Source organism: Thermohalobacter berrensis, assembly GCF_003609645.1.
Taxonomy (GTDB): Bacteria; Bacillota; Clostridia; order Tissierellales; family Thermohalobacteraceae; genus Thermohalobacter; species Thermohalobacter berrensis.
On sequence record NZ_MCIB01000023.1, the window covers coordinates 85,586 to 110,076 of the forward strand.

Here is a 24,491-nt window from a genome sequence, read left to right on the forward strand (position 1 = left end):
TATCGAGGGACATATACGCCCCTCGATTGTTTATTGTCTCCATTTCATAAATTTATTTTCAATAATAGCTACTCCCTGATACATTACTGCTGCTAATATTGCAAGGATAAATACACTCATCATTACTAGATCAAGCCTAAATACCTGTCCACCATACATGATTAAATAGCCTATCCCTGCCTTTGAAACTAAGAACTCTCCAACTATAACTCCAACCCATGAAAGTCCTATATTTATCTTAAGGGAACTTATCATGGAAGGTACACTTGCTGGAAGAATTACTTTCTTTAGAATTTGAACCTTGTTAGCTCCAAAGGTTTTTAACATCTTTATCTTATCTTCATCTACTTCCTTAAAACTATTATATACATTCATTATAGTTACTACTATTGAAACTGCAATGGCCGTAGCAATAATTCCAGTATATCCTGCACCAACCCAAAGGATAATTATTGGTGCAAGGGCTGTTTTAGGCAAACTATTTAAGACAACTAGATAAGGGTCTAATACCTTTGATATAAACTCTGACCACCAAAGTAATATGGCAATTAGTATACCTAAGAGGGTTCCTAAGGTAAAACCAAATATGTTTTCCATTAGAGATATGCCTACATGGTGAAATAAGGAACCATTTGATATATAATTTACAAATAAGTTCCATATCTCGCTTGGATAACTAGTAAGGAAAGTATCTACCCAGTTTAACCTTGCAGCAATTTCCCACAGGGCTAATGCAACAACAAATACTGCTACTTGAGTTATTTTAATATTTCTTTTTCTTCTTTGAAGCCTTTGTATATATTGCTGGTGTTCATATGATACTTTATTATTATTTGACATGGACATCAAGCTCCTTCCATATTTTATTGAAATAGTGTCTAAATTCAGGGGCTTCTCTACACTTCATAGGTGTTCTTACTCCATTAGGACATGTTAATTTAATATCTATAATATCCTTTACAACAGCAGGTCTGTTAGACAATACAACAACCCTATCTGCCATAGATATAGCTTCTGCTATATGCACAAAAGGCATAAAAGTTTATTTTCTTATGAATAGGTAGAGAAATTTTCTAACATAGTAATTTACACTTTAATATTTTTATGTATAATATACATAAACAATTTAGTTTTCTACTATAAATAAAGGAAATTTATAAAAATGGTAGAATTAATTCAAATAGTTTTATTGTAAAATGTAGTTAAGATGATACAAACTAGAGGTGATATTATGTACGATATTACAATAGTTGGAGCAGGACCTGCAGGTTCTACCTTGGCAAAGTTATTAGGTAGTAAATATAAGATACTTGTTATTGAAAAGAGAAATTTAGAATACTACAGTAAAGGTAATAATAGAGAAAAATGTTGTGGAGGGCTTCTTGCTCCTGATGCCCAATATATGATTGCTAAAATGGGATTAGGAATTCCTAAGGATATACTTGTAGATCCTCAACTTTTTGCAGTTAGGACTATTGATCTTAACAATAATATTGAAAGATATTATCAAAGATTTTATTTTAATATGGATAGGGAAAAATTTGACCGATGGTTGGTATCACAGATTCCAAAGGAAGTAGATTTAAGGTTTAATTCAGTATTTAAATCATTTACACCTATAGATAATGGGTATGAAATAAGATTTTCTCATAATAAACAGGAATATGTTGAGAGGACAAAGGTTCTAATTGGGGCAGATGGAGGGAATTCATTAATAAGGGGACAGGCTTTCAGTAATCATTTGTTTCCTAAAAATTACATTTCAATTCAGGAGTGGTATGAAACTAAATCAGAAATGCCCTATTTTACAGCAATTTTTGATAAGAATATTACCGATTTTTACTCTTGGATAATACCTAAAAATGGGTATATTCTCTTAGGTGGTGCATTTGATATAGGAAAGGAAGCTAATGAAAAATTTCAGTTACTTAAAATGAAACTTCAAAAGCGTGAGTTCCAATTTGGAAAAAGAATAAAAAGGGAAGGGGCCTTCATATATAGACCTACATCGTTAAAAGCCTTACTTCATGGTAAAGATAACATTGCATTAGTAGGAGAGGCAGCAGGTTCTATAAGTCCAAGCTCTGCAGAAGGATTCAGTTATGCATTAAAAAGTGCATTATATCTTGCTCAGAGTTTGGAGTCTGGAATTGACGGTTTTCTCAATAGATATAAAAATAAACTGAGAAAATTAAAAGCAAATATTTTATTAAAAAACCTTAAATCCCCTGCAATGTATAATACTTTTTTAAGAAGATTAGCAATGAAGTCGGGTATACAGAGTATAAAAGTTGAGAACTAAAAAGTAAGAAAATATTAAAGGATATTAAGATAAATATTTAGGAGATTAGGTGAAGTATTATAGACTTAGAAAAGAGTTCTATTATAAATTAAAGGCATGGTTCATATTATGCCTTTAATTAAAATTTACTTTCTGTTATAACTTAATATATCTATTTCTAATTTTTCACCATCCCACCAAATCTTATCTATTATCTGATTAAGCAGTCTCTTTTTTTCTTCAAATTCTAATTTATCTACATTACTAGAAAAATTCCTTATTAGCTTTAATAATATTTCAATATTGTATTTTTCTAGTTTGTTTATTTCATTATTTTCATCAAGATTCCCTAACTTTTTTTTAATGGCTGTAATTTTGCTATCAAATTCTTCAATTTGCTTAACTATGTATTTTGTAGCTTTAGAATTTTGACTTTGGGATAATTGTAGTGTTAAATTGTTGATTGCCTTTTCATACTCATGTAATTCCTTTTTGAGCCTATTTTTGATTAATACTTGACCATCTGATTCATTTTTTAAGTTTTCCTTCATTTCATGAAGATACTTAAAAACATCACTTTCTTTATAATTAATCTTTTTTATTTCATTAATTACAAACTTATCAGCTAATTTACCATTTAAATTTTTTATCTTACACTTAGCTCCCCTAGATCTTTCCTTTAATAAACACTTGTAGTAGTAATAAATTTTATTTTTCTTCCTAGAAACAGTTATTCTCATTTTTGAACTACAATTTTTACATCTTAATAAATTTGTTATAAGACCTATTTTACTTGTTCCTGTTCTAGGTGCTTTTTTACTGTTTTTTTCTAATAGGTTTTGTACCCTTATCCAGTCTTTAGAGGGTATTATTCCCCTATGCTTTCCAACAGCAACTATCCATTTAGATTCATCATTTCTAATGATTTTATTTCTTTTTTCATCGTGTTTATTGTAAACCATTAATCCATGGATACCGTCAAACTCTTCTTTATAACTGGCTATATCAGAGCTATTTTCCTGAAAATATTCATATATTAGTTCATCAGCTATAACATAAACTGGATTTGTTAATATTATCTTCAGTACACTTTTATCAAAATACTTATTCCGTTTAGTCCTTATATTATTTTCTAAGGTCCAGCTTTCCAATCGGGTTAGGGAACCAAGCTCAAGGAACTTATAATAAAGGGTTTTAACTACATCTAATTGTTCTGGTATAGGGGATAACTTATACATCTTCTTTTTGCCTTTTCCCTTATCATCTACATATATAGGCTCACTTTTATATCCAGTAGGGGTTTTACCTCCTAACCACCTTCCTGTTCTTGCTAACTGGTGCATATTATCTTTAATCCTCTGTGCTATGGTTTCCCTTTCAAGCTGTGCAAAAACAGAGGTTATATACATCATTGCTCTGCCCATAGGGGTTGAAGTATCAAACTGTTCACGGATAGACACAAAGTCTATGTTGTTTTCGTGAAGCAGTTCAACAAGGTTAGAAAAGTCTGTAATATTTCTGCTTATACGGTCAAGACGATAACATATTAAAATATTAAATTTTTTCTTTGAAATATCCTTAAGCATCTTTTGAAATTTAGGGCGGTCTGCATGTCCTCCAGAATATCCCTCATCTTCATATATTAAAAACCTATCTACATTAAAATGTTTCTCAGCATATTCTTTACACAGTTCTACTTGGTTTTTAATAGATTCACCTTTATCAGTATATTTAGATTTTCTTGAATATATGGCAACAATAGACAATAATTTCACCTCGATATATATGTTTTCATAATTATGATATGGAAATTGAAAGGTAATTATTTAAGGTGTTTTTTTTAACTTAATACATACAATGGATTCTATTACATTTAATGCCAAGTATCTTAAATATATGACAAAATCAAAAGGAATAGGACAAACAAACCCTCTAATATGATTTAGCAGAGGGGGAGATGGAATGAAAAAGAAGGATATTAAGGTTATTGTTAATTTACCCAATGAAGATATAGTTGAGGATATAATGGCAAGGATAATAGCTGAGATAGTTATGGGAAGGGTTAATAGATTTAAAGGAGATAGAACTTCAATAGTTGAGAAGATATTAAAGGAAGGTAAATGTGAAGGGGAGTAAGTGTGATAGTTGGACGTTTGAATTTATGATAAAATATGTATAACTAAAACTGGAAATAAGTAATATTAATGTTTTCAATAGAACAATTAGAAGTAATTAAAGAGTTATATACAAGATTTTTCCTTAATAACATCATTAGTAACCAAGTCTATGAGCAAGATTACAATAGCATTATATTCAACTCTTAATAAGTGTCGATGGCTAAAATTATTGGAGGTAATTCTATGGGATGTACATTTTGTAATATAGAAAGTTTAAATATTATATTAGAAAATAATTTAGCATTTGCGATATATGACAAATATCCTGTAAGTAAAGGACATATGTTGATAATTACTAAAAGACATATTGAAAATTATTTTCAGACTAAGGATGAAGAAAAAATAGCTATAATGGAATTATTAGAGGAATGTAAAAGATACTTGGATAAAAAGTATAAACCTGATGGATATAACATAGGTATAAATTGTGGTAAAGAAGCAGGACAAACTATAATGCATTTGCATGTACATTTAATACCAAGATATAAAGGGGATATAGATGATCCAACTGGAGGAGTTAGGGGAGTTATACCTAGCAAAAGAATATACTAAAACTGTATAATATCTTTTAGATTTAAATTATGAATAAAATTAATCTTCTTTGGAACTATACTCATTAAGTACATTTATTATATTATCAATTAATTTTGAAGTTTTTTCTTTTTGTTTTTCTCTTTCTTCTCTTAACAATTTAAGTTCTTAATTTAATTTACTAATACTATTTTCTAGCTTGTTTATTTTGAAGAATAAACCTTTAATATTTTCATTTAATTCATTTAAGTTTGGTTTAGTTGATTTATGATTAGAAACAACTTTTTCATTTGCAATATTTTTACCAGCATTTGAAGCTAAAGAATTTACAAATTTTTTTCCCTTGCTCAACTTTGCTTTCCTTTTCCTTCATTAAGCATATCAAGGGTAATTTTAGTAGCCTCACGATTCAATTCAGTTTTCATTATTACCACTAACCTTTTACAAGAATTTTCAATACAAAAATACTAGAAAAAGGTTGAATTTATTACTCAAATTCAAAGGAATTAATAAATTTATACAGAAGATTGGAAAGAGGATGAATAAAAAGGGGAATTAGACAAGTAGGCAGATAGTCTGTCACGGTATAAAAGTAATTTATATGTATTTTACCATGAAACAGGTAGATTGGAAAAAATTGAAAAAGATAAGGATATTCTATCAATGGCACTAGTTAATGATAAAATTATTATTTCATTTTTTAATGACTTGAATAATTTTTCAAACATTTATTACTATGATCTGGATAAGAATGAAAAAATTAATTTAACTAATAATGATAATGAACACCTATATTATACATTGTTTAGAAAGAGTATAAAAAATGAGTGTATTTTTAGAGTTATAAATAAAAATGAAATTAAATATTTGGTAATTGAATTTTATCATCAATGAAATTTTAAAATTAAAATCTAAACTTTAGTATACTATATAATTAATAGCATATTAAATATAAAAAAACTGAATAATATTGTTAAAAATAAATATGTTAATTAACAAAATATTTTATACTATCCAAAATACAAGGGGGTAAAAATATGAAAAAATTATATCTTTATATGCTAATTTTATTATTTAATATTGTATTGTTTACTGGTTGTGATAATCTTAACTCAAAAGTAGTTACAGAAGAATCTACAATTCAAACAACTACAGATAATAAAACTAATGAAGAAGTGGATAAGCTCAAAAAAGAAATTTCAAAATTAGAAGAAAATTTAAGAAAAAAACAAGTATTTATTAAACGGTTAGAAGAGGAGAGAGATTACTATGTAAAATCTATTGATTTTATGTTAGAAAAACTAAGTGAAGATGAAATAAAGGAAATTATTGAAAAAGAGTGGTGGTATACACTATCAATAGTATATAGTGAAAATGATGATAAAAAAGACAAAAGACTTTCTGTTCCTAAAAATGGTAAAATTACATTGAATAATTCAAATTTTAATGTAGTATTTAGCGAACATAATAAGCTTTATCATGTAGTAAAAGCGACAGATAAATATGAGAAAATATTTGAAGAAGTTTTAATAGGGAACTGGAGTGATAATATAAAAGTAAAAAATTATGATGACTATTTTGAAGCAGCGGCTTCAGGTACAGTTGTAGACTCAATGTCATATCAATTTAAAAATGTGCCTAAGGGAACGGAAATTAAAATAGAAATTTCAGAGAAATTAAGAAAAAGACTTGAATTAGAAAGTAATATTCTATCAATATCGATTAAATAAAAATAAGGTAAATCCTATTGTGAACGGCAAGTACCTATTTCATCAGCGATTGTCAGTCTAGTTTGATAGTCTAGGGCAGAAAAGGATTCATCTAGTAGTAGAATTTCAGGCTTTAAAGCTAGAGTCCTTATAAGAGCTGCCCTTTGTCTCATACCACCTGATAACTGTCTGGGATAATGATCCTTAAATTCTCCCAAACCATAGGTGTCTAATAGACTTTCAACAAACTTTTTCTTTTCATCGGTTAATTTATTTTGTATCTCTAAACCTATAATGGAATTTTGATAAATGGTTCTCCACTCAAATAAGTGGTCCCTTTGAAACATATATCCTATATCTCCACTAGTTCCTTTTACTTCATTACCATTGACAAATACTTTTCCTTTAGATGGCTTAAGAAGCCCAGCTACTATAGATAATAAGGTAGATTTACCGCAACCACTAGGCCCTATCAAAGCAACTATTTCTCCGTGATATATATCTAAAGATAAGTCTTTTATAGCTTCAGTTTCACCATCAAGGGTATGGTATATCATACTTACATTTTTGATTTCAACAGCTTTCCCTGGGTTCATCGCTATGCCTCCTTAAGGAGATAGTCAGCCTAACTGCATATATTATATTATTCAGGAAGCATGTAAGGTGTGATAGGTGTATGAAAATAAAATTTGTTTTAAAGATTACTTACTAAAATTTATAAAATAGGAAAACGGACCCAAAAATTTATAATATTGCGAAAAGTAATTTACAAATATATCCATAAATAGTATGATTAAGTTAACTGAAGTGAACCTAACAACAACGTTATTCACATAAAGTTAAAAAATTTTATAATTATTATATTTATTTAATTGGAAGGAGGGGAAAAAGATGTTATATCCAAGACCACCAAATGAAAATAATCTCCTATTAAAAAATTACAAATTTTCAAATAGGAAGTTATAAACATGTTGCGTAGAAATATATAGTGATGATAATTTTTAAAATATGAAAGGAGAGGATAAAAAGATGAAAAAATATTAATATTTACATTAATAACAGTTTTACTATTAGGATGTTTTCAAAGTTCATATGCTATTTCAAACAAAAATGAATCTAAACTGGAAAAAGTTCATGGTAAGTCAATTTCAATAGAAAATATAAAACGGAATCTTGGTATCAAAGTTAAATCTACAGAAAAATCAGAAACTAAAGTATCTTATGATTATTTTACCGAATTTAAAAAAGGGGAAAAAATAGGAATTGCTGTTGTAAAAGGTCAACTTGAAATTGAAGGAAATAAATATGATTTTAAAGCTGAGGGAGAAGTGGAAAAAATTCAACTTAAATCAGGTGAATTAATAGAAGGATCACTTGAAGGGAATATAGTAATTGAAGATAGTGAATATAAATTATTAATTGGATTTGCTAATAAAAATAATAAAGTGAGTCTATCTATGAATATATATAATGAGTCTGATTCATCCGTAATGATATTTGGAAAACCTGTTATTTCAGAAAATGATATGAAAGAGATAGAAGAAAAAAGACTTAAAGTAACAGAAAAGAAAAAATCAAATATATCAGAATTTAATTTAATAAATAATGAAGAAACTGTTAATTTGATGTCAACAACACGTACTTTCGATTATGTAAAATCTGAAACAGCATATATGGATAGTTCTAAGATTGATGATGTGTATGGAGTAAGGGTAAAATTGTATCAAGAAGAAAATAATGGGGAATTATTACTTTTAAAGGGTAGATCCTATGCAGAAGATATAGAAGTAGCTTTAAATAATTATGATGGTTTTAGTGAAGCAGTAGAATTGTATGAGGTTAGGGCTGGATTTTATTTTGAAGAAGGACACTCTACTGGTACTCACCCAGCCGAGGATGATGATGGTTCAGATGTATTTGTCTATAGAATACTGTACGATGTTTTAAGTTTATTTGGTATACCAACTAGCACACTTGATGCTGCGCTTAATGATGGTAAAGGTTCTTTAAACGTTGTTGATAGTGTTTTGCAACCTAGTATAGAAATTCAGGCAGGGACAGACTTAGAAATGGATTATGATGATAAAGACGTTGAAATTTTTATAGTTGGGTTAAATGCACATCAAGGAAAAGTTGAAGGTGATTTCTATGCTGAAATGCAATATAAAGAAAGATATCACGTTCCATTGGGAGGTTATGTTTATAACTATTATGAAAGTGAAAGGGCACAAGATTATTTTAATTTAACAGTTGTAGATTAAAAAGAGGGGAAATTATGAGAAAAAATGAAATTTTAATTATAATACTAATTTCTATAATAATCGTATTAAGCATTTTTAACATTTATCAATATAAGAAAAATCTAGAAATTAAAATAGAATATGGTCAACGTATTCGTCATATCGAACAAATTGCTTTAGTAATAGTTCCCAGAAGAGTGTTGGGTGAACTACAAGATAGCAATAATATAGATGAGGTAGGTTTAGCTGAAACAATTGAACATGTAATTACTGCTAAAAGCTTTGCTTATAGTGGAGTAAGAGGTTTTTCTCAAGTAACATCTTTTCTTGATAATACAGAGAAAGACCTAAAAGAACTCAGAAAACTTATTAAGCAAAATGGAAAAGAAAAAGAGATAGATATTTTGATCCAGAAGATAAAGAAGAATCAGGAAAAAAGCTTAAAAACCTATGAAGAAATTGAAAAGTTTTTTGAAGGATATATGAATCCAATACATGAAGAAAAAGAAGAAGAGAAAAAGAATTTGCTATGGTATAAAAATAGTGCAGGGGAGTCAAATGAATTAATCAAAATAATAGAAGAAGGGTTAAAATAGTAGAAAAATACAAGGGGACAGTAACACAAGGGGACTGTCCCTTTGTGTTATTATATGACAAAGGGACGTATGACAAAGGGACGTTTCATTTGTCACATTAAAATTGAATAAATCCAAGCTCAAAAGCCAGAGGATACCAATATTCCTCTGACTTTTTTTAGTTTAGACAGAGACCTTACTTTCAAAAGTATCAAGGTTTTTAATAAAGTATAGTTCTTCAAGTATATGATTGGTAATATACTCTATAATCTCTGGGTTATAGTCAAATTTTGCTAAGGCAGCTAAATATATGACAATGGGACGTTTCATTTGTCATATTTTTTACTTTCAATTTTTATGTAGTCGTATAAAACACTCTAGTAATGTGAGTAGCACTATTTTTTAAAAACAATTTTAAAAGAAAATTAATTGAAAAAATTTATAGTGTTGTACAATAACTAAAATTCTAAAGAAAAATTATTAAATAAGCCAACTTTTACACATTTAATGATTAAAATATGGCTAAATATGCCTAAATATGCCTTGAATATGGTTAAATAAACTTTTAGACAGGAAATTACAGCTTAATCATGTAATTTTAGTATAAGAATCAAAAAGGAGGTGATTATGTGATATATCCAAGAGCACCAAATGAAAAAAACCTACTAACTCAATTGAATGCTACAAGCATGTTTAATAGCAGATTTATAGGGGAGTCAATTAAATTTTATTTTAAATTGGTGCGAATATCAAGATTAGAGTGCAAGAATTACTCTATACCTTTAACACTACGGTGTAAATATAAGTCCTACGGTAATATGTTAAGGGAGAAAACAAAATAAATATTGATCTTTTAGCTGTTAGCCAGCAAAAAAGACATCACGAAACTAGCTCAGTCCAAATCGGTAAAAACTGGGTGTGAGTAAAGGAAATTGTGCAGGCGTCAGCCTATCTATTCACCTTCCTTTTTGGCGAATAGATTTGGTCGTTGCGTAGCAGCGCATCAACCAATCGCACTAATTTTCTTGCAGTTAACACGAGGGCTCTTTTGTGCTGATGTTTTGGTACTTCATGATACTTTTTATGGTAATAAGCATTAAATCCAGATTCATGATTTTTTACCGAAATGGCAGCCTTAACAAGGTAATATCGAAGATATCTGTTACCATAACGTATCATGTTAATTTCATTGGCTTTAAATTTGCCAGATTGATGCTTCTTAGACCAAGTAAGGCCAGCATATTTGGCTATTGAAGCTTGACTTTTAAAACGATGAATATCACCGATTTCGGCTAAAATACCAGAACAGTAAACAGGTCCAATACCTGGTATTGTTTGAATTGTATTTGGTATACCATCAAGAAGTTTAGCTATAGATTTATCTAGTTGCTTGATTTGAGATTTAATACTACGAATTGACTCTATTGAAGTAGCTAAAAGCACATCTATAGAGTTCTCAACACATTTAGATAGCCTATAGGAAGAACGAGCAGCTTTTTGAATGCAATTTGCTACTTTTTCTGAGTCAGAGAATCGATTTTTGCCTTTTTCTTTTAAATAATCTGCAAGAACTTTAATGTCCATGGAACTAATTTCATCAAGGCTATATTTTTCCATAAGTAGTTCCATAATGGCATTGCCCAATGCTGAAGTTTCAACTTCAGTTTTAAATGCACTGCATTTAAAGAACAAATTTTGAAGGAAATATTGCTTTTCTCTAGTAAGATTTTGAACGAGACGAAATCTCATTCTAATGAGCCTTTGAAGAGCAATATATTGTTCTTGCATGATTACAGTTAAAGGTAATTTACCAAAGCGTAGACGGTCAGCTATGATAAAAGCATCAATCTTATCTGTCTTATCCAAATCCACATAAGACTCTTTAAATTTTTTAATAAGTTTTGGATTGATTGTATAAACTTTGGTATCTAGTTTATTTAGTTCAGGGAAAGTGTCTGTGTAGCCAAATAGCTTAACATGAGAACCACTCTCTGTAAAGGGTAAAATGAATGGACTACATTGTTATGAAAAATCAGTTTTGTGTTATTAAAGTTGGAGATTTATATCTCTAAACATATTATACGAGGAGGTATTAAAATGAAAAAAATATCATTGCTTTTAATTGTATTTTTTATTTATACATGTAGTAGTTCACCTTTATCTTTTGCTATAAATGATGATTATACAATAAATATACCAAAAGAAACAAGAGATAGACTTGAAAAAGAAGATACTTATATCCTAAATACAGTAAGAATTATTCCTTCTAAATTAACTGGAAAAATACTTAAAACTGAAAATACAAACTTAAATCGTGATACTACTGATTTAGGAGATATTGAAACTTCTACTTATGCACCAGTACCCACGTATGGAACAGTAAATATTATAGATACTTTAGGGGATGAAAGTGGTTACACTACAACTACAGATAAATCTTTTACTAGCTTCAAAACGTTTAAATATGCTTCAATTAAAATAATAGAGAAAATACCCGGAATAGGCGATGTTTATAAGATAGGTTCAGATATTTACAGTGCACTTAAAGCAATTTATTCTGATTTAAGTACAATAAATAGAAGTAAACAAGTAGATGTTGAAACAAGATATGCTTATAGATACTTTTGGCATGATCTGTATGTGTATGATTATAGCGATTCATGGAAGTGGGTAGGAGAGAGTTTAAGTAAGTATTATTATAAACATTATGCAATGTTTGCTTATTTGGATTCAGTAGGAGAGTTTAGATGGAAAGCATATAGTTTTTCACATAACAATGGTTTTCCTCCTGAAGAAATAGCTAAAGCTCCTAATTATATGGATTACTCTAGTTTAGCAGATATAGCTTATGAATGTTGGATATATGACAAAACTTATAGAGAAAGTTATTAAGTCTAAAGGAATATTAGTTTATAAAGGTTAAAAAATAGATATAACAGCATAATAAATTTTAGAAATTTATTATGCTGTTATATTATAAAAGAGGAGAAGATAATATGGAAAAGAGAAATTTAAGTTATGGCAGTTCAGTAATAATATTAGCGTTTCTATTTGTTGTTATAAACACTATTAGTGGTTGTGAACAAGCTCCTAGTTTTTCTAAGAATGTTAAAGATATTAAATTTATGCTAAAAGAGAAAAAGTCTGAAATAGATTATGAGAATTATGTAAATGTTAAAATGAAACCAAGTAAGATTTTATTTAATAAAACAACAGAAGAACAGGTTCTTGATAATAAACTATGTAACATTGTTTATACGGTAATAGTTGAAAATATTAGTAGTGAAAATATAAAAATAAACCTTAAATTGTTTATACCTGACGAGTTATCTTCTACAATAGTATACGGTGCAACTACTTTAGGTCCAAGGAAGAAAGATGTTATTTTGAAACCAGGTGAAAGAATAAACATTGGTATGGGAACGCTTATAAAGCATTTAAATAATTTAAGTGAAAAAGAAAAAGAATTATTTGATGATTATAAAGATATTCTATATATAGAATTATTAATTAATGATAAAAAATCATATGCTAAGATAAGTGCATTAAAGTGATGTCAATATAGATGACAAAGGGACGTTTCATTTGTCACATTAAAATTGAATAAATTCAAGCTCAAAAGCCAGAGGATACCAATATTCCTCTGACTTTTTTTAGTTTAGACAGAGACCTTACTTTCAAAAGTATCAAGGTTTTTAATAAAGTATAGTTCTTCAAGTATATGATTAGTAATATACTCTATAATCTCTGGGTTATAGTCAAATTTTGCTATGGCAGCTAAATAGGAGGAAAAAATATCATTAAGTTTTTTATTTATGTACTTTATATTGGTACTATTTGATTGAATTTGACTTTTATACATTTTTATTAAATCTTCTTGTAAACTTAAATCTCGAATATCAAAAGAATTTGATTGTAATAGCTCTCCTAAAGAAACATTTAATTCTTTACAGATTCTCAGCAATAATTCTAACTTAAAAACATCATTTCTCCCATTTTCAATATTATTAACAAGCCCTGTTGATACATCAAGACGTTTTGCTAATTCAGGTGTGGATAGTTTTTTTGCTTTTCTATATTTTCTGATTTTTTTACCCATTTCTACATATACATTAAGCATGTCCTTCACCTCCTTGATAAAAATTATTGACAGGAATAAGGTTTTTATACGGGAGATTTAGGTAGGTTAGATAAATACAATTAATATCTGTTTGAATTTTATTGAATAAAAATTTAAAAAAGCTCTGATATACTAGTAGTATTAAAAGATTTTATATTAAATTTAGTAAAAAATTCTCCTAAACAAAATATGTAAATATTTATAACGAATAATAGCATAAAAATAGTTAGGTCAAAAAGTCGTCGACCTCCAGTAGTGCAAAAAGCCTTGGGGATCGACGACTTTTTGTTTTTGAAGATAAAAGTAGCTGTAATATAGTGTTTTGAAGGGATTAAAGGGTATTTATAAGGAAGAAAGTTATAGAAAAAAGTGGAAAAAACTAAATTGACAAAAAATAGTAAACCTGATAAAATCAATATATGTAATGGTTACTAGACTACCTATAAGGAATTGAAACAATACAGGATATAGGACAATGTATCAGTTTGATAGTGAGTTACTAGACTACCTATAAGGAATTGAAACTCAACACTATTCGCAGGAATATTGCTGTGTTTTCTACCTGTTACTAGACTACCTATAAGGAATTGAAACTATCACTAAAAAACCAAAAACCTCCTAGGTCTATTTTGGTTACTAGACTACCTATAAGGAATTGAAACTAACCTGTCTTTCATCTTCGTCTAGTCTAGATATTGCGTTACTAGACTACCTATAAGGAATTGAAACCTCTACATGCTAAATCTTCGAAACTAATTCCCAACGTTACTAGACTACCTATAAGGAATTGAAACTGTTCCTTCAACAATAAATGTGAATGTTGAGGTGAGTTACTAGACTACCTATAAGGAATTGAAACCATCTTTTAAATACTTACATAAATTAATTACTTTTTGGTTACTAGACTACCTATAAGGAATTGAAACGAAAGAAGTTTCACAAGCTAGCCGAACATTGTAGTTTCGTTACTAGACTACCTATAAGGAATTGAAACTCCCTTTGTGTTTTTATCCATGTAGAAATTGTTGTTGGTTACTAGACTACCTATAAGGAATTGAAACCGATATTTCAGAGTTGGAGGACTCCGAGATTTACAAGGTTACTAGACTACCTATAAGGAATTGAAACTTAAAATTGATGAATTACCTTTTATAAATTACACTATGTTACTAGACTACCTATAAGGAATTGAAACTCATAGATTGCTTTTTCTTCATCAGGTAACATATCAGTTACTAGACTACCTATAAGGAATTGAAACTGGCTAAGATATATGCTCCAAATAAAGATTACACCGGCGTTACTAGACTACCTATAAGGAATTGAAACTGAACAGTTCGCAAAATTAGTAAGTAAAGCTGTCTTAGTTACTAGACTACCTATAAGGAATTGAAACATAAAAAAATAGATGAAGTGTTCGATATATATAGTAATGTTACTAGACTACCTATAAGGAATTGAAACCATCTTCCCAGTGAGTCATAACTTTCCTAAATCCCTCTGTTACTAGACTACCTATAAGGAATTGAAACAATCCATATTTTTCTACCAAATAATCAGCTGTTACATCTGTTACTAGACTACCTATAAGGAATTGAAACTAATAAATAATAGGCTTGTAAATATGAAAATATAGCAGTTACTAGACTACCTATAAGGAATTGAAACCTTTCAAACTGGAATATGCTATCCGTTTTACCTTCCGTTACTAGACTACCTATAAGGAATTGAAACTCATCACTCAACCCCCTCTGTTTTTTCTAATAAGTCATGTTACTAGACTACCTATAAGGAATTGAAACTCATATAGCTCTAAATTATCAATAGCAACACCAACAAGTTACTAGACTACCTATAAGGAATTGAAACATCAAAGAAAAATTGAAGTAAGGAGGTTTTATATGTATGTTACTAGACTACCTATAAGGAATTGAAACGATGAAGCTTTTGAAGGATGGGATCAACTGGATCCTGCGTTACTAGACTACCTATGAGGAATTGAAACATAAAGATGGGTAAACTACCCCTCAATTTTTATAATGTTACTAGAGTACCTATGAGAAACGTAAGTAATTGAAAATTGAAAATATAAAATGAAAAATAGGACAAAAAATGTGAAATATAAAGAAAGGAGAATAGGTACAAAAAAATATTTTAAGAAGTAATTTTAAATTCTAAATTTTAAACTTTAAATTTTACATTCCAGTAGGACTGACTATAAGGAACGTAAAATCAATTTTAAGTTCTGAATTGTGAATTTTAAATTTAAAGATGAAGGAAAGAGTATGTTTTAGTTAAAAAGCACTTCACGTAAGGAATTGAAAATCTAGAATAAAAACTAAAAAAAGTTTAGAAAGAAATATGGGCTACTCAAACTATAATAACCATTAAGTGTTGTATAGTTTGAGTAGTTTTTTTATTTAATAATTAATATTTTTACACTAATAATAAGGGTATTTAATCGAATATAGATAAAATAAAAGGTTGCTTGTTTAATTAAAGTTAAGTTAATATTGAATAAATTGGGGGAGGAAAATGAATGAGAATATTCAAATTATAGCTCCTTATAAAGAACTAAAACATATATCAGATGAAGTACTTCAAGAGTTAAATATTAATATTGATACTACTATTGGAGATTTATGGAATGGTGTGAAAGAGGCAAAGCTGGCTAGAAAAAACAAAAAAGAAATTGTAATTAGTCGTGGTGGTACTGCACAATTAATAAAGGAAAATGTTGATATATCAGTAGTAGAAATAAAAGTTACAGGGTATGATCTTTTAAGAGTTTTAAGTAAATATATAGGGAGCAGGAAACGTATAGCAGTAGTAGGATATAGTAATGTTATAAGTGGTGCCAGAACAATAGGAGATATTTTAGGTTTAAATATTTATTATTTTGTTATTGAAAAGAAAGAAGATGCTTATAGCAAAATAAGAAAAGCGGCTCAGCTAGGAATAGATGTAGTCATTGGAGATACAATTTCAGTTAAAACAGCTAAAAAATTAGGTTTAAACTATGACTTAATAGTTTCAGGAAAAGAAGCTGTGATTAATGCTATTAGTGAAGCAATAGAATTGTACAAATTTACAATAAAAGAAAGAAGAAAAAAGAAGCAGCTACAAACTATATTAAATTTTGCACATGAAGGAATTATTGCAGTAGATAAAAAAGGGATTATTGGTGTTTATAATGCAGCAGCTGAAAAAATTCTTGGTATCCCTGCATCTGAAGTTATAGGAAAAAAGATTAATGAAGCCATTCCTAATACCAAACTACCTTATATATTAAAAACAGGAAAAATGGAGTTAGGCAGCATTCAGAAAATCGATAAAACCTATATAGCAACTAATCGCGTACCAATTATAATAGAAAATAAAATCCTTGGAGCAGTAGCTACCTTTCAAGATATAACCAAAATACAGGAATTAGAACAGAAGATTAGACAACAACTTTCTGAACGTGGACTAATTGCTAAACATACATTTAAAGACATTAAAGGTAAAAGTAAAATAATTAAAGATACTATAAAGTTAGCTAAAAAGTATAGTCTAATCAATTCAACTGTACTTATACAGGGTGAAAGCGGTACAGGAAAAGAATTGTTTGCCCAAGCAATTCATAATGAAAGTGATAGAAAAAATGGCCCTTTTGTTGCAATTAACTGTGCTGCACTTCCAAGTAATCTATTAGAAAGTGAACTTTTTGGTTATCAGGAAGGAGCTTTTACAGGAGCTAGAAAAGGAGGAAAACAGGGTCTATTTGAATTAGCCCATAATGGAACAATATTTCTTGATGAAATAAGTGAAATGGATATTAGGTTGCAGTCTAGAATATTAAGAGTTATTCAAGAAAAAGAAGTAATGCGAATAGGTGATGACAAGGTAATACCTGTTGATGTTCGTATAATTGCGGCAACTAATAAGGATTTAAGGCAGGAGGTTATAAATGATAACTTTAGAGAAGACTTATACTATAGACTTAATGTACTTAATTTAAAAATACCTCCATTAAGAGAGAGAAAAGAGGATATAAGATTATTAGTAAAAGTTTTTTTGGAGAAATTTAAGAAAAAATATAATTCAAAGATTGAAAGAATAGATTCTGAAGTATTGACAATTTTAGAAAATTATGACTGGCCCGGAAATGTTAGAGAACTGCAGAATGTAATTGAGAAAATAGTTGTAATTTGTGAATCTAAGCTAGCTAAAAAAGATAATGTAAATATGGCTTTAAGAGAATTAAATTCACATAGGAAAATCTCACAAAATATTGAAAAGGAATTATTAAGAGGCACATTAAGAGAGATTGAAAAAAGAATAATTGAAAGGATTTTAAAGGAAGAGGGATATAATAAAACTAAAACTGCTAAAAGGTTGGGAATAGATAGAGGAACTATAAACCGAAAATTAAAATAGACTGCTGTATAATGCATCGAAGGTGATGTATTATACAGCAGTTTTTTTATTTGAGAAAATAAAAAATTAAGAAAAATACAGATTTAATAAGTTGGCATATTATTTGCTGATTTATATAAGTAGAATGAATCTAAAGGGGGGATTTTATTGAAGTTTAAAGCAGTTATAGCAAACTTCAAAGACAATGTAGCTACTGCAATATCCAATATTAAAAAAGGAGAAACAGTATCAGTAAAGATAGACAAAGAATTATTAGAAATAACTTCAAATGAAAATATTCCTTTTGGACATAAGCTATCTTTAACTGATATTCCAAAGGGAGAAGATGTAATAAAGTATGGAGAAGTAATAGGAAGAGCAACTAGGAATATTAGAAAAGGTGACTATGTACATATTCACAATGTAGAAAGTAAAAGAGGAAGAGGAGATTTAGTTAGATAAGGAAAAGGGGGATTGATTATGAAAATTATGGGCTATAGACGACCAAATGGAAAAATAGGTATAAGAAATCACATCGTTGTTCTTCCAACATCGGTTTGTGCTAGTGAGACAGCTACAAGAATTAGCAATCTTGTAGAAGGTACAGTGGCGTTAACACATCAACATGGTTGTTGTCAGGTTGGGGCTGATCATCAACAGACCGTGCGTACTCTAATAGGTTTAGGAAATAACCCAAATGTTGGTGCTGTTTTAGTTGTAGGATTAGGTTGTGAAGGTGTTGAGCCAACATTTATAGCTGAAGAGATAGGAAAAACTGGAAAACCTGTAGAGATGATAACTATACAAGGATGTGGTGGAACATTAAAAACAATTGAGAAGGGTACACGCATTCTTAAGAATATGGCTCAAAAGATACTAAATATGCCTAGAGAAGAAGTAGATATTAGTGAAATAACATTGGGAATAGAATGCGGTGGCACAGATACAACTTCAGGTATAGCAGCTAATCCTGCGGCAGGTACAGCTTCTGATATGCTTTTAAACTATGGAGGAACAGCTATGCTTTCAGAAACTACAGAATTAATTGGTGCAGAACACATTTTGGCCAAAAGAGCAGTTAATGATAAGGTAGCTCAGAAACTATTAGATATAGTTAAAAAAACTGAGGAAAGAGCTATGAGTTTAGGTGTGGATATTAGAGGAAGTCAACCAACACCAGGTAATATAGAGGGTGGTGTAACGACGATAGAAGAAAAATCCCTAGGGTGTATATATAAAGCAGGTTCAGCCCCAATACAAGGGGTTCTTAAATACGGAGAACCACCAGAGGATAAAGGTTTTTATGTAATGGATACACCTGGTCAAGATATAGAGTCAATTACTGGAATGTTAGCAGGTGGAGCACAAGTTATTATATTTACAACAGGAAGAGGTACACCTACAGGGGCACCTATTGCTCCGGTTATCAAAATTACAGGTAATAGTAATACCTTTAAGAACATGATTGATAATATTGATATTAATGCAGGTAAGGTTATAGATCAAGGTGTATCTATTAAACAAGTAGGAAAAGAAATATTTAATGAAATAGTAAGTGTATGTAATGGGAAATTAACAAAAGCTGAAATACTTAAACATAGAGAGTTTGGCATTTATAAAATTGCTCCAACATTTTAAATTAATATAATTCTATCTTTAACTTAATTAATTACTAGGGAGGTTATTTATATGAAAATTAAAGAGTCTATTGAAAGAATTCCAGGGGGAATGATGGTTATACCGTTAGTATTGGGAGCATTTATGAATACTTTCTTTCCTCAAGTTCTAGAAATTGGAGGCTTTACAACTGCAATATCAAAAGGAGCAGGTGCTCTAATAGGGGTTTTCTTAGTATGTATGGGAGCAGGAATTACTTTTAAAGCTGCACCAAAGGCCTTAAAGAAAGGGGCAGTTATAACACTTTCAAAGTTTTTAGTTGGTGTTGCTATTGGTTTAATGGTAGCCAAATTATTTGGTGAAAACGGGTTGTTTGGACTTTCAGCTTTAGCTATAATTTCAGCAATGACTAATACAAATGGGGGACTTTATGCAGCTTTAACAGGAGAATTTGGTGATGAGACAGATATTGGAGCTATTGCGGTAATTTCTGTAAATGATGGTCCGTTCTTAACAATGATAGCATTGGGAACTGCTGGAATAGCAAGTATTCCTTTAAAAGCTTTAATTGCTGTAATATTACCAATTATTGTAGGAATGATTCTGGGAAATTTAGACCCTAAAATGAAAGAGTTTTTAACTAAAGGAGGTCCTGTATTAATTCCTTTCTTTGCTTTTGCATTAGGGGCAGGTATTAATTTCCAAATGCTTATTAAAGCAGGATTACCTGGAGTATTATTAGGTGTAATGACAACAGTAGTAGGAGGAATATTTAATGTATTAGCAGATAAGGCAACTGGTGGATCTGGAATTGCAGGAGCTGCAGCCTCTAGTACAGCAGGGAATGCAGTTGCTACACCTGCTGCAGTAGCTATGGCAGATCCATCATTAAAAGCTATAGCAGCTATAGCTACTCCACAAGTAGCAGCATCTACGATTACTACTGCATTTCTAACTCCAATCCTAACAACTTATGTAGTAAAACGAAGACAGAAAAAATTACAAAAACAACCACAATAAATTAAATAGGGAGGAGTTTACAATATGAGTGTTAAAATAGCTGTAATAGCAGATGATCTTACAGGTTCAAACGATACAGGAGTTCAATTTGCTAAAAAAGGTTTAAAAACGGGAGTAATAATAGATATTAATAGTCTTAGTAAAGGATTAAAAAAAATAGATGTTCTTGTAATTGATACAGAAAGTCGTTTTGATTCTAGAGATGTAGCTTATGAAAAAGTATCAAAGGCTGCCAGTATCTTAAAGAAAAATAATGTTAGCTATATATACAAAAAATTAGATTCTACTCTAAGGGGAAATATTGGAGGTGAGATAGAAGCAACATTAAAAGCAAGTAATAGTAAACTAGCCATTGTTGTACCTGCTTTACCTCAAAACGGTAGAACTACAATAGGTTCAATACATATGGTTAATAATATACCACTAGAAAAAACAGAAATAGCAAAAGATCCTATAACACCAGTAAAACACTCATATATACCAGAAATTATCTCACAACAAACAAATAAAAAAATAGGTACAATAAATCTTCAAACCGTATTAAAAGGTCCTAAATATATAAAAAATGAAATAAGAAGTTTAAGGAAAAGGGGAATAGAAATTGTTGTAATTGATGCTATAAATGATAACAATTTAGTAGATATAGCTAAATCTATTAAGTTATTAGATGAAAAAGTAGTAATAGTTGGTTCTGCAGGATTAGCTGAATTTCTTCCTGAAGTTCTACAACTGTCAGATAACAGAAAAGAAAGGGAAGGTAGTGTAATAATTATTGCAGGTAGTGTTAGTGATATTACAAGAAAACAGATTAATTACGCTACAAAAGAACTAGATATAGATGTTATAGATATAAATATTGATAAAGTTTTTGAAGATTGGAGTAGTGAAAAGATAAGAATATTAGAATTAGTTAAAGAGTCTATTAAAAGTAACAAAGACGTTATAATCAGATCAGCTAAAAGTAGAAAACAGGTAGAATATGCAAGAAAAATTGGATTAAAAAAAGGATTAAACAATTATGAAGTTAGTGAAAAAATAGCACAGTTTCTAGGTGAAATTGGTAAAGAAATTTGTAAAAGCTTAGAAATTAAGGGGCTTATGTTAACAGGAGGAGATATTGCAATAAAAACTGCAAAACTTATGGAAGCAACAGGAACGATAATAGGAGATGAAATATTGCCAGCAATTCCCTATGGTTATTTTATAAGCAAACAATTTGGTGATATTCCAATTGTTACGAAGGCTGGAGCCTTTGGACCAGAAAATACAATAATAAAAGTTATTGAATTTTTAAAGAAAGGTTGATATAAAATGTCTGCTGATAATTCTATTATAGGTGTAACAATGGGGGATCCAGCTGGTATAGGACCTGAAATTATATTAAAGAGCTACAAGAATAAATATTTAAAAACTTATAATTTAGTTATAATAGGTAATGTAGATGTAATGGAAAAAGTAAAAAATAAAATAGGAATTAAAGGTATTGATGTCAATAAAATTAATAATATTTCTAAAGCAAAATTCAAGAAGAATACTGTAAATGTATTACATCTAAATAATGTCGAAATTAAAGAATTAGTCCCAGGCAAAGTTCAAAGTATGGCAGGGAATGCAGCTTATGAATATGTAGTTAAAGCAGTGGAACTGGCAACAAATAATAAAATAGATGCTATTGCAACAGCACCTCTTAACAAAGAAGCTATGCATAAGGCAGGTCATAAATACCCTGGTCATACAGAAATCCTTGCTACATTGACGAATACTAAAGACTATGCAATGCTTTTATACGATAAAAAATTAAAGGTTATACATGTTTCAACACATATTTCTTTAAGAGAAGCAATTTATACGTTAAACAAGGATAGAATTGTAAAGGTTATAAAAGTTGCTCACAATACAATGGAAAGGTTAGGATATAAAAACCCTAGAATAGGAGTAGCAGGTATTAATCCCCATGCAGGAGAAAATGGTCTGTTTGGAAATGAAGAAAAGAGAGAAATAATACCTGCTATAGATATGGCTAGGGAAGATGGAATTAATGTAGATGGTCCAGTTTCTCCTGATACTATATTTGTGAAAGCTAAAAATGGTGAGTATGATATTGTTGTTGCAATGTATCATGATCAAGGACATATACCACTCAAATTATTAGGATTTAATACAGGAGTTAATATAACGGCAGGTCTTCCAATTATACGCACTTCAGTAGACCATGGAACAGCATTTGGGAAAGCTTGGAAGGGAACAGCTAATGAATTTAGTATGGTGCAAGCTATTAATTTAGCCTATAAATTAGCTTCTTCATGTAAGTAAATTAACAGTCGTCGACCTCCAGTAGTGCAAAAGCCCCTGGAGATCGACGACTCTTTGTTTTTGAAGGTAAAAATAGCTGTAATATAGTGTTTTGAAGGGATTAAAGGGTATTTATAAGGAAGAAAGTTATAGAAAAAAGTGGTAAAAACCAAATTGACAAAAAATAGTAAACCTGATAAAATCAATATATGTAATGGGTTACTAGAGTACCTATAAGGAATTGAAACAGGTATTAAAATCAGTATTTAAGTAAGAAAGAGAGAAGTTACTAGAGTACCTATAAGGAATTGAAACTCTTTAGTTGCTTTGTTACCAAAATAATATCCTATCACGTTACTAGAGTACCTATAAGGAATTGAAACGTTTCTATCCGTACCACCCTTTCAAGTAGTTCATCAAGGTTACTAGAGTACCTATAAGGAATTGAAACCTTTAAATTCGTTTTCTTCAAGTTTTGAATCTAACTGTTACTAGAGTACCTATAAGGAATTGAAACCTGGTAAGTTGTTTGCTCCCTTAATATACTCAAAACTGTTACTAGAGTACCTATAAGGAATTGAAACCCCACTATTTTAATTAAAGAAGTAAGTATTTTTCCTGGTTACTAGAGTACCTATAAGGAATTGAAACTTTAAAAATTCTGTACTACTTGATGTTTTACTACCATGGTTACTAGAGTACCTATAAGGAATTGAAACCATCAATAGACTAATTGAAAAAATGCCAGAAATAGAAGTTACTAGAGTACCTATAAGGAATTGAAACTATGATACTTGTTCTGCTAAAACACTAATAAGTAACTGTTACTAGAGTACCTATAAGGAATTGAAACCAGTACCCGGAAGTGATATAACCATTAAACAAGAAAAAGTTACTAGAGTACCTATAAGGAATTGAAACACAAAGATTTTTCAGACAAAATACTATGGGAATTAAGGTTACTAGAGTACCTATAAGGAATTGAAACACTCTACTTGCTGTTGTAATTCTTTTTTCTGTTCGTTACTAGAGTACCTATAAGGAATTGAAACTGATGTAGATAATAGAGATGCTACAAATATGTATTTATGTTACTAGAGTACCTATAAGGAATTGAAACATACATTCTATTTCTTTAATCGGTAATATTTCAGTACCGTTACTAGAGTACCTATAAGGAATTGAAACATGTAATACCAGTAATGAAAGAAGGAGATAAGGTAGGGTTACTAGAGTACCTATAAGGAATTGAAACTCTTGCAACCTCTTTCATTTTCTCACAATTTAAACAGTTACTAGAGTACCTATAAGGAATTGAAACTTGCCCCTGCCCTTTTTAGAATTAATAATGTTTTGTAAGTTACTAGAGTACCTATAAGGAATTGAAACGAAAATGTAAATCAATAAATTCTTTTAGTAGAACAGCGTTACTAGAGTACCTATAAGGAATTGAAACGATTTCGTTTACATGGGCGACTGGTTAGTAATCGACAGTTACTAGACTACCTATAAGGAATTGAAACTATAGAAA

General features: G+C 29.7%; 23 protein-coding genes and 2 CRISPR repeat arrays (1 of these 25 cut by a window edge). Of the genes, 15 read left to right on the top strand and 8 right to left on the bottom strand.

The window, feature by feature from the left end; translation table 11 throughout:
- Positions 1 to 30 precede the first annotated feature (30 nt).
- Both BET03_RS09385 and BET03_RS09390 read right to left on the bottom strand, forming a co-directional pair.
- Positions 31 to 846 carry an ABC transporter permease gene (locus BET03_RS09385; protein ID WP_120169678.1) on the bottom strand — a complete coding sequence of 272 codons (816 nt, stop codon included), beginning with the start codon at positions 844 to 846 and terminating at the stop codon, positions 31 to 33.
- On the bottom strand, positions 830 to 1,027 hold the full coding sequence (locus tag BET03_RS09390) for a sulfonate/nitrate/taurine transporter ATP-binding protein (protein WP_279230377.1): 198 nt from the start codon (positions 1,025 to 1,027) through the stop codon (positions 830 to 832). Before BET03_RS09390 ends, BET03_RS09385 begins: the two co-directional genes overlap by 17 nt.
- 180 nt (positions 1,028 to 1,207) lie before the next feature.
- On the opposite strand from BET03_RS09390, the gene BET03_RS09395 reads away from it, so the two are divergent.
- On the top strand, positions 1,208 to 2,302 hold the full coding sequence (locus BET03_RS09395; protein WP_243096908.1) for an FAD-binding protein: 1,095 nt from the start codon (positions 1,208 to 1,210) through the stop codon (positions 2,300 to 2,302).
- 125 nt (positions 2,303 to 2,427) lie between these two features.
- Here the strand turns inward: BET03_RS09395 and BET03_RS09400 are convergent, their stop codons facing one another.
- Positions 2,428 to 4,047: a recombinase family protein gene (locus tag BET03_RS09400; RefSeq protein WP_243096909.1), complete on the bottom strand. Its 1,620-nt coding sequence runs from the start codon at positions 4,045 to 4,047 to the stop codon at positions 2,428 to 2,430.
- A 196-nt stretch (positions 4,048 to 4,243) separates the two neighbouring features.
- Between BET03_RS09400 and BET03_RS13670 the strand changes: the two genes are divergently transcribed.
- Entirely contained in the window at positions 4,244 to 4,417 is a 174-nt protein-coding gene (locus BET03_RS13670) for a hypothetical protein (protein ID WP_183108812.1), read from the top strand.
- 224 nt (positions 4,418 to 4,641) lie between these two features.
- Positions 4,642 to 5,010 (top strand): HIT family protein, encoded by a 369-nt coding sequence (locus BET03_RS09405; protein ID WP_120169684.1) that lies wholly within the window; start codon positions 4,642 to 4,644, stop codon positions 5,008 to 5,010.
- Between the two features lie 147 nt (positions 5,011 to 5,157).
- Here BET03_RS09405 and BET03_RS09410 read toward each other — a convergent pair whose 3' ends face one another.
- The gene (locus BET03_RS09410; RefSeq protein ID WP_120169686.1) at positions 5,158 to 5,340 is read right to left on the bottom strand and encodes a hypothetical protein; all 183 of its coding nucleotides are present in this window, start codon (positions 5,338 to 5,340) and stop codon (positions 5,158 to 5,160) included.
- Positions 5,341 to 5,616: 276 nt separating this feature from the next.
- Between BET03_RS09410 and BET03_RS09415 the strand changes: the two genes are divergently transcribed.
- Together BET03_RS09415 and BET03_RS09420 are read left to right on the top strand one after the other, a co-directional pair.
- A complete protein-coding gene (locus tag BET03_RS09415; protein ID WP_147417152.1) occupies positions 5,617 to 5,883 on the top strand; it encodes a hypothetical protein in 267 nt (88 codons plus the stop codon).
- A gap of 143 nt (positions 5,884 to 6,026) precedes the next feature.
- Positions 6,027 to 6,719 carry a hypothetical protein gene (locus BET03_RS09420; protein ID WP_120169690.1) on the top strand — a complete coding sequence of 231 codons (693 nt, stop codon included), beginning with the start codon at positions 6,027 to 6,029 and terminating at the stop codon, positions 6,717 to 6,719.
- 14 nt (positions 6,720 to 6,733) lie between these two features.
- Here the strand turns inward: BET03_RS09420 and BET03_RS09425 are convergent, their stop codons facing one another.
- Positions 6,734 to 7,294: an ABC transporter ATP-binding protein gene (locus BET03_RS09425; RefSeq protein ID WP_120169692.1), complete on the bottom strand. Its 561-nt coding sequence runs from the start codon at positions 7,292 to 7,294 to the stop codon at positions 6,734 to 6,736.
- A gap of 732 nt (positions 7,295 to 8,026) precedes the next feature.
- On the opposite strand from BET03_RS09425, the gene BET03_RS13845 reads away from it, so the two are divergent.
- Both BET03_RS13845 and BET03_RS09435 read left to right on the top strand, forming a co-directional pair.
- Complete coding sequence (locus BET03_RS13845) at positions 8,027 to 8,959, top strand: hypothetical protein (protein WP_243096910.1); 933 nt, start codon at positions 8,027 to 8,029, stop codon at positions 8,957 to 8,959.
- A 14-nt stretch (positions 8,960 to 8,973) separates the two neighbouring features.
- The gene (locus BET03_RS09435; protein ID WP_120169694.1) at positions 8,974 to 9,534 is read left to right on the top strand and encodes a hypothetical protein; all 561 of its coding nucleotides are present in this window, start codon (positions 8,974 to 8,976) and stop codon (positions 9,532 to 9,534) included.
- Positions 9,535 to 9,696: 162 nt separating this feature from the next.
- Here BET03_RS09435 and BET03_RS13675 read toward each other — a convergent pair whose 3' ends face one another.
- Together BET03_RS13675 and BET03_RS09445 are read right to left on the bottom strand one after the other, a co-directional pair.
- On the bottom strand, positions 9,697 to 9,843 hold the full coding sequence (locus BET03_RS13675) for a hypothetical protein (protein ID WP_183108813.1): 147 nt from the start codon (positions 9,841 to 9,843) through the stop codon (positions 9,697 to 9,699).
- Between the two features lie 618 nt (positions 9,844 to 10,461).
- Positions 10,462 to 11,520 carry an IS110 family RNA-guided transposase gene (locus BET03_RS09445; protein WP_279230380.1) on the bottom strand — a complete coding sequence of 353 codons (1,059 nt, stop codon included), beginning with the start codon at positions 11,518 to 11,520 and terminating at the stop codon, positions 10,462 to 10,464.
- 90 nt (positions 11,521 to 11,610) lie between these two features.
- On the opposite strand from BET03_RS09445, the gene BET03_RS09450 reads away from it, so the two are divergent.
- Together BET03_RS09450 and BET03_RS09455 are read left to right on the top strand one after the other, a co-directional pair.
- A complete protein-coding gene (locus BET03_RS09450; RefSeq protein ID WP_120169698.1) occupies positions 11,611 to 12,405 on the top strand; it encodes a hypothetical protein in 795 nt (264 codons plus the stop codon).
- 104 nt (positions 12,406 to 12,509) lie between these two features.
- Entirely contained in the window at positions 12,510 to 13,067 is a 558-nt protein-coding gene (locus BET03_RS09455) for a hypothetical protein (RefSeq protein WP_120169700.1), read from the top strand.
- 104 nt (positions 13,068 to 13,171) lie between these two features.
- Here BET03_RS09455 and BET03_RS09460 read toward each other — a convergent pair whose 3' ends face one another.
- Positions 13,172 to 13,633: a helix-turn-helix domain-containing protein gene (locus tag BET03_RS09460; RefSeq protein ID WP_120169702.1), complete on the bottom strand. Its 462-nt coding sequence runs from the start codon at positions 13,631 to 13,633 to the stop codon at positions 13,172 to 13,174.
- A 427-nt stretch (positions 13,634 to 14,060) separates the two neighbouring features.
- Positions 14,061 to 15,638: a CRISPR direct-repeat array (repeat unit 30 nt; unit sequence GTTACTAGACTACCTATAAGGAATTGAAAC).
- A 530-nt stretch (positions 15,639 to 16,168) separates the two neighbouring features.
- Here BET03_RS09460 and BET03_RS09465 point away from each other — a divergent pair.
- From BET03_RS09465 to pdxA, 6 genes are all read left to right on the top strand, one after another.
- A complete protein-coding gene (locus tag BET03_RS09465) occupies positions 16,169 to 18,052 on the top strand; it encodes a sigma 54-interacting transcriptional regulator (RefSeq protein WP_120169704.1) in 1,884 nt (627 codons plus the stop codon).
- Positions 18,053 to 18,199: 147 nt separating this feature from the next.
- Positions 18,200 to 18,493: a UxaA family hydrolase gene (locus BET03_RS09470; protein WP_120169706.1), complete on the top strand. Its 294-nt coding sequence runs from the start codon at positions 18,200 to 18,202 to the stop codon at positions 18,491 to 18,493.
- A gap of 18 nt (positions 18,494 to 18,511) precedes the next feature.
- Entirely contained in the window at positions 18,512 to 19,669 is a 1,158-nt protein-coding gene (locus tag BET03_RS09475; RefSeq protein WP_120169708.1) for a UxaA family hydrolase, read from the top strand.
- Positions 19,670 to 19,720: 51 nt separating this feature from the next.
- Positions 19,721 to 20,668, top strand: coding sequence for a 2-keto-3-deoxygluconate permease (locus BET03_RS09480; RefSeq protein ID WP_120169710.1), 948 nt, complete (start codon positions 19,721 to 19,723; stop codon positions 20,666 to 20,668).
- Positions 20,669 to 20,692: 24 nt separating this feature from the next.
- Positions 20,693 to 21,973 (top strand): four-carbon acid sugar kinase family protein, encoded by a 1,281-nt coding sequence (locus tag BET03_RS09485; protein WP_120169712.1) that lies wholly within the window; start codon positions 20,693 to 20,695, stop codon positions 21,971 to 21,973.
- 6 nt (positions 21,974 to 21,979) lie between these two features.
- Positions 21,980 to 22,981: a 4-hydroxythreonine-4-phosphate dehydrogenase PdxA gene (pdxA, locus tag BET03_RS09490; protein ID WP_120169714.1), complete on the top strand. Its 1,002-nt coding sequence runs from the start codon at positions 21,980 to 21,982 to the stop codon at positions 22,979 to 22,981.
- Positions 22,982 to 23,178: 197 nt separating this feature from the next.
- A CRISPR array of direct repeats spans positions 23,179 to 24,491; the repeat unit is 30 nt; unit sequence GTTACTAGAGTACCTATAAGGAATTGAAAC; it runs 192 nt beyond the window's last position.

Excerpts from the sequence above, each read along its gene's own strand:
- BET03_RS09385 (WP_120169678.1), bottom strand. The coding sequence starts at position 846 with ATGTCCATGTCAAATAATAATAAAGTATCATATGAACACCAGCAATAT.
- BET03_RS09395 (WP_243096908.1), top strand. The coding sequence starts at position 1,208 with ATGATACAAACTAGAGGTGATATTATGTACGATATTACAATAGTTGGA.
- BET03_RS13670 (WP_183108812.1), top strand. The coding sequence starts at position 4,244 with ATGAAAAAGAAGGATATTAAGGTTATTGTTAATTTACCCAATGAAGAT.
- BET03_RS09405 (WP_120169684.1), top strand. The coding sequence starts at position 4,642 with ATGGGATGTACATTTTGTAATATAGAAAGTTTAAATATTATATTAGAA.
- BET03_RS09420 (WP_120169690.1), top strand. The coding sequence starts at position 6,027 with ATGAAAAAATTATATCTTTATATGCTAATTTTATTATTTAATATTGTA.
- BET03_RS09425 (WP_120169692.1), bottom strand. The coding sequence starts at position 7,294 with ATGAACCCAGGGAAAGCTGTTGAAATCAAAAATGTAAGTATGATATAC.
- BET03_RS09435 (WP_120169694.1), top strand. The coding sequence starts at position 8,974 with ATGAGAAAAAATGAAATTTTAATTATAATACTAATTTCTATAATAATC.
- BET03_RS13675 (WP_183108813.1), bottom strand. The coding sequence starts at position 9,843 with ATGAAACGTCCCATTGTCATATATTTAGCTGCCTTAGCAAAATTTGAC.
- BET03_RS09450 (WP_120169698.1), top strand. The coding sequence starts at position 11,611 with ATGAAAAAAATATCATTGCTTTTAATTGTATTTTTTATTTATACATGT.
- BET03_RS09455 (WP_120169700.1), top strand. The coding sequence starts at position 12,510 with ATGGAAAAGAGAAATTTAAGTTATGGCAGTTCAGTAATAATATTAGCG.
- BET03_RS09460 (WP_120169702.1), bottom strand. The coding sequence starts at position 13,633 with ATGCTTAATGTATATGTAGAAATGGGTAAAAAAATCAGAAAATATAGA.
- BET03_RS09465 (WP_120169704.1), top strand. The coding sequence starts at position 16,169 with ATGAATGAGAATATTCAAATTATAGCTCCTTATAAAGAACTAAAACAT.
- BET03_RS09475 (WP_120169708.1), top strand. The coding sequence starts at position 18,512 with ATGAAAATTATGGGCTATAGACGACCAAATGGAAAAATAGGTATAAGA.
- BET03_RS09480 (WP_120169710.1), top strand. The coding sequence starts at position 19,721 with ATGAAAATTAAAGAGTCTATTGAAAGAATTCCAGGGGGAATGATGGTT.
- BET03_RS09485 (WP_120169712.1), top strand. The coding sequence starts at position 20,693 with ATGAGTGTTAAAATAGCTGTAATAGCAGATGATCTTACAGGTTCAAAC.
- pdxA (WP_120169714.1), top strand. The coding sequence starts at position 21,980 with ATGTCTGCTGATAATTCTATTATAGGTGTAACAATGGGGGATCCAGCT.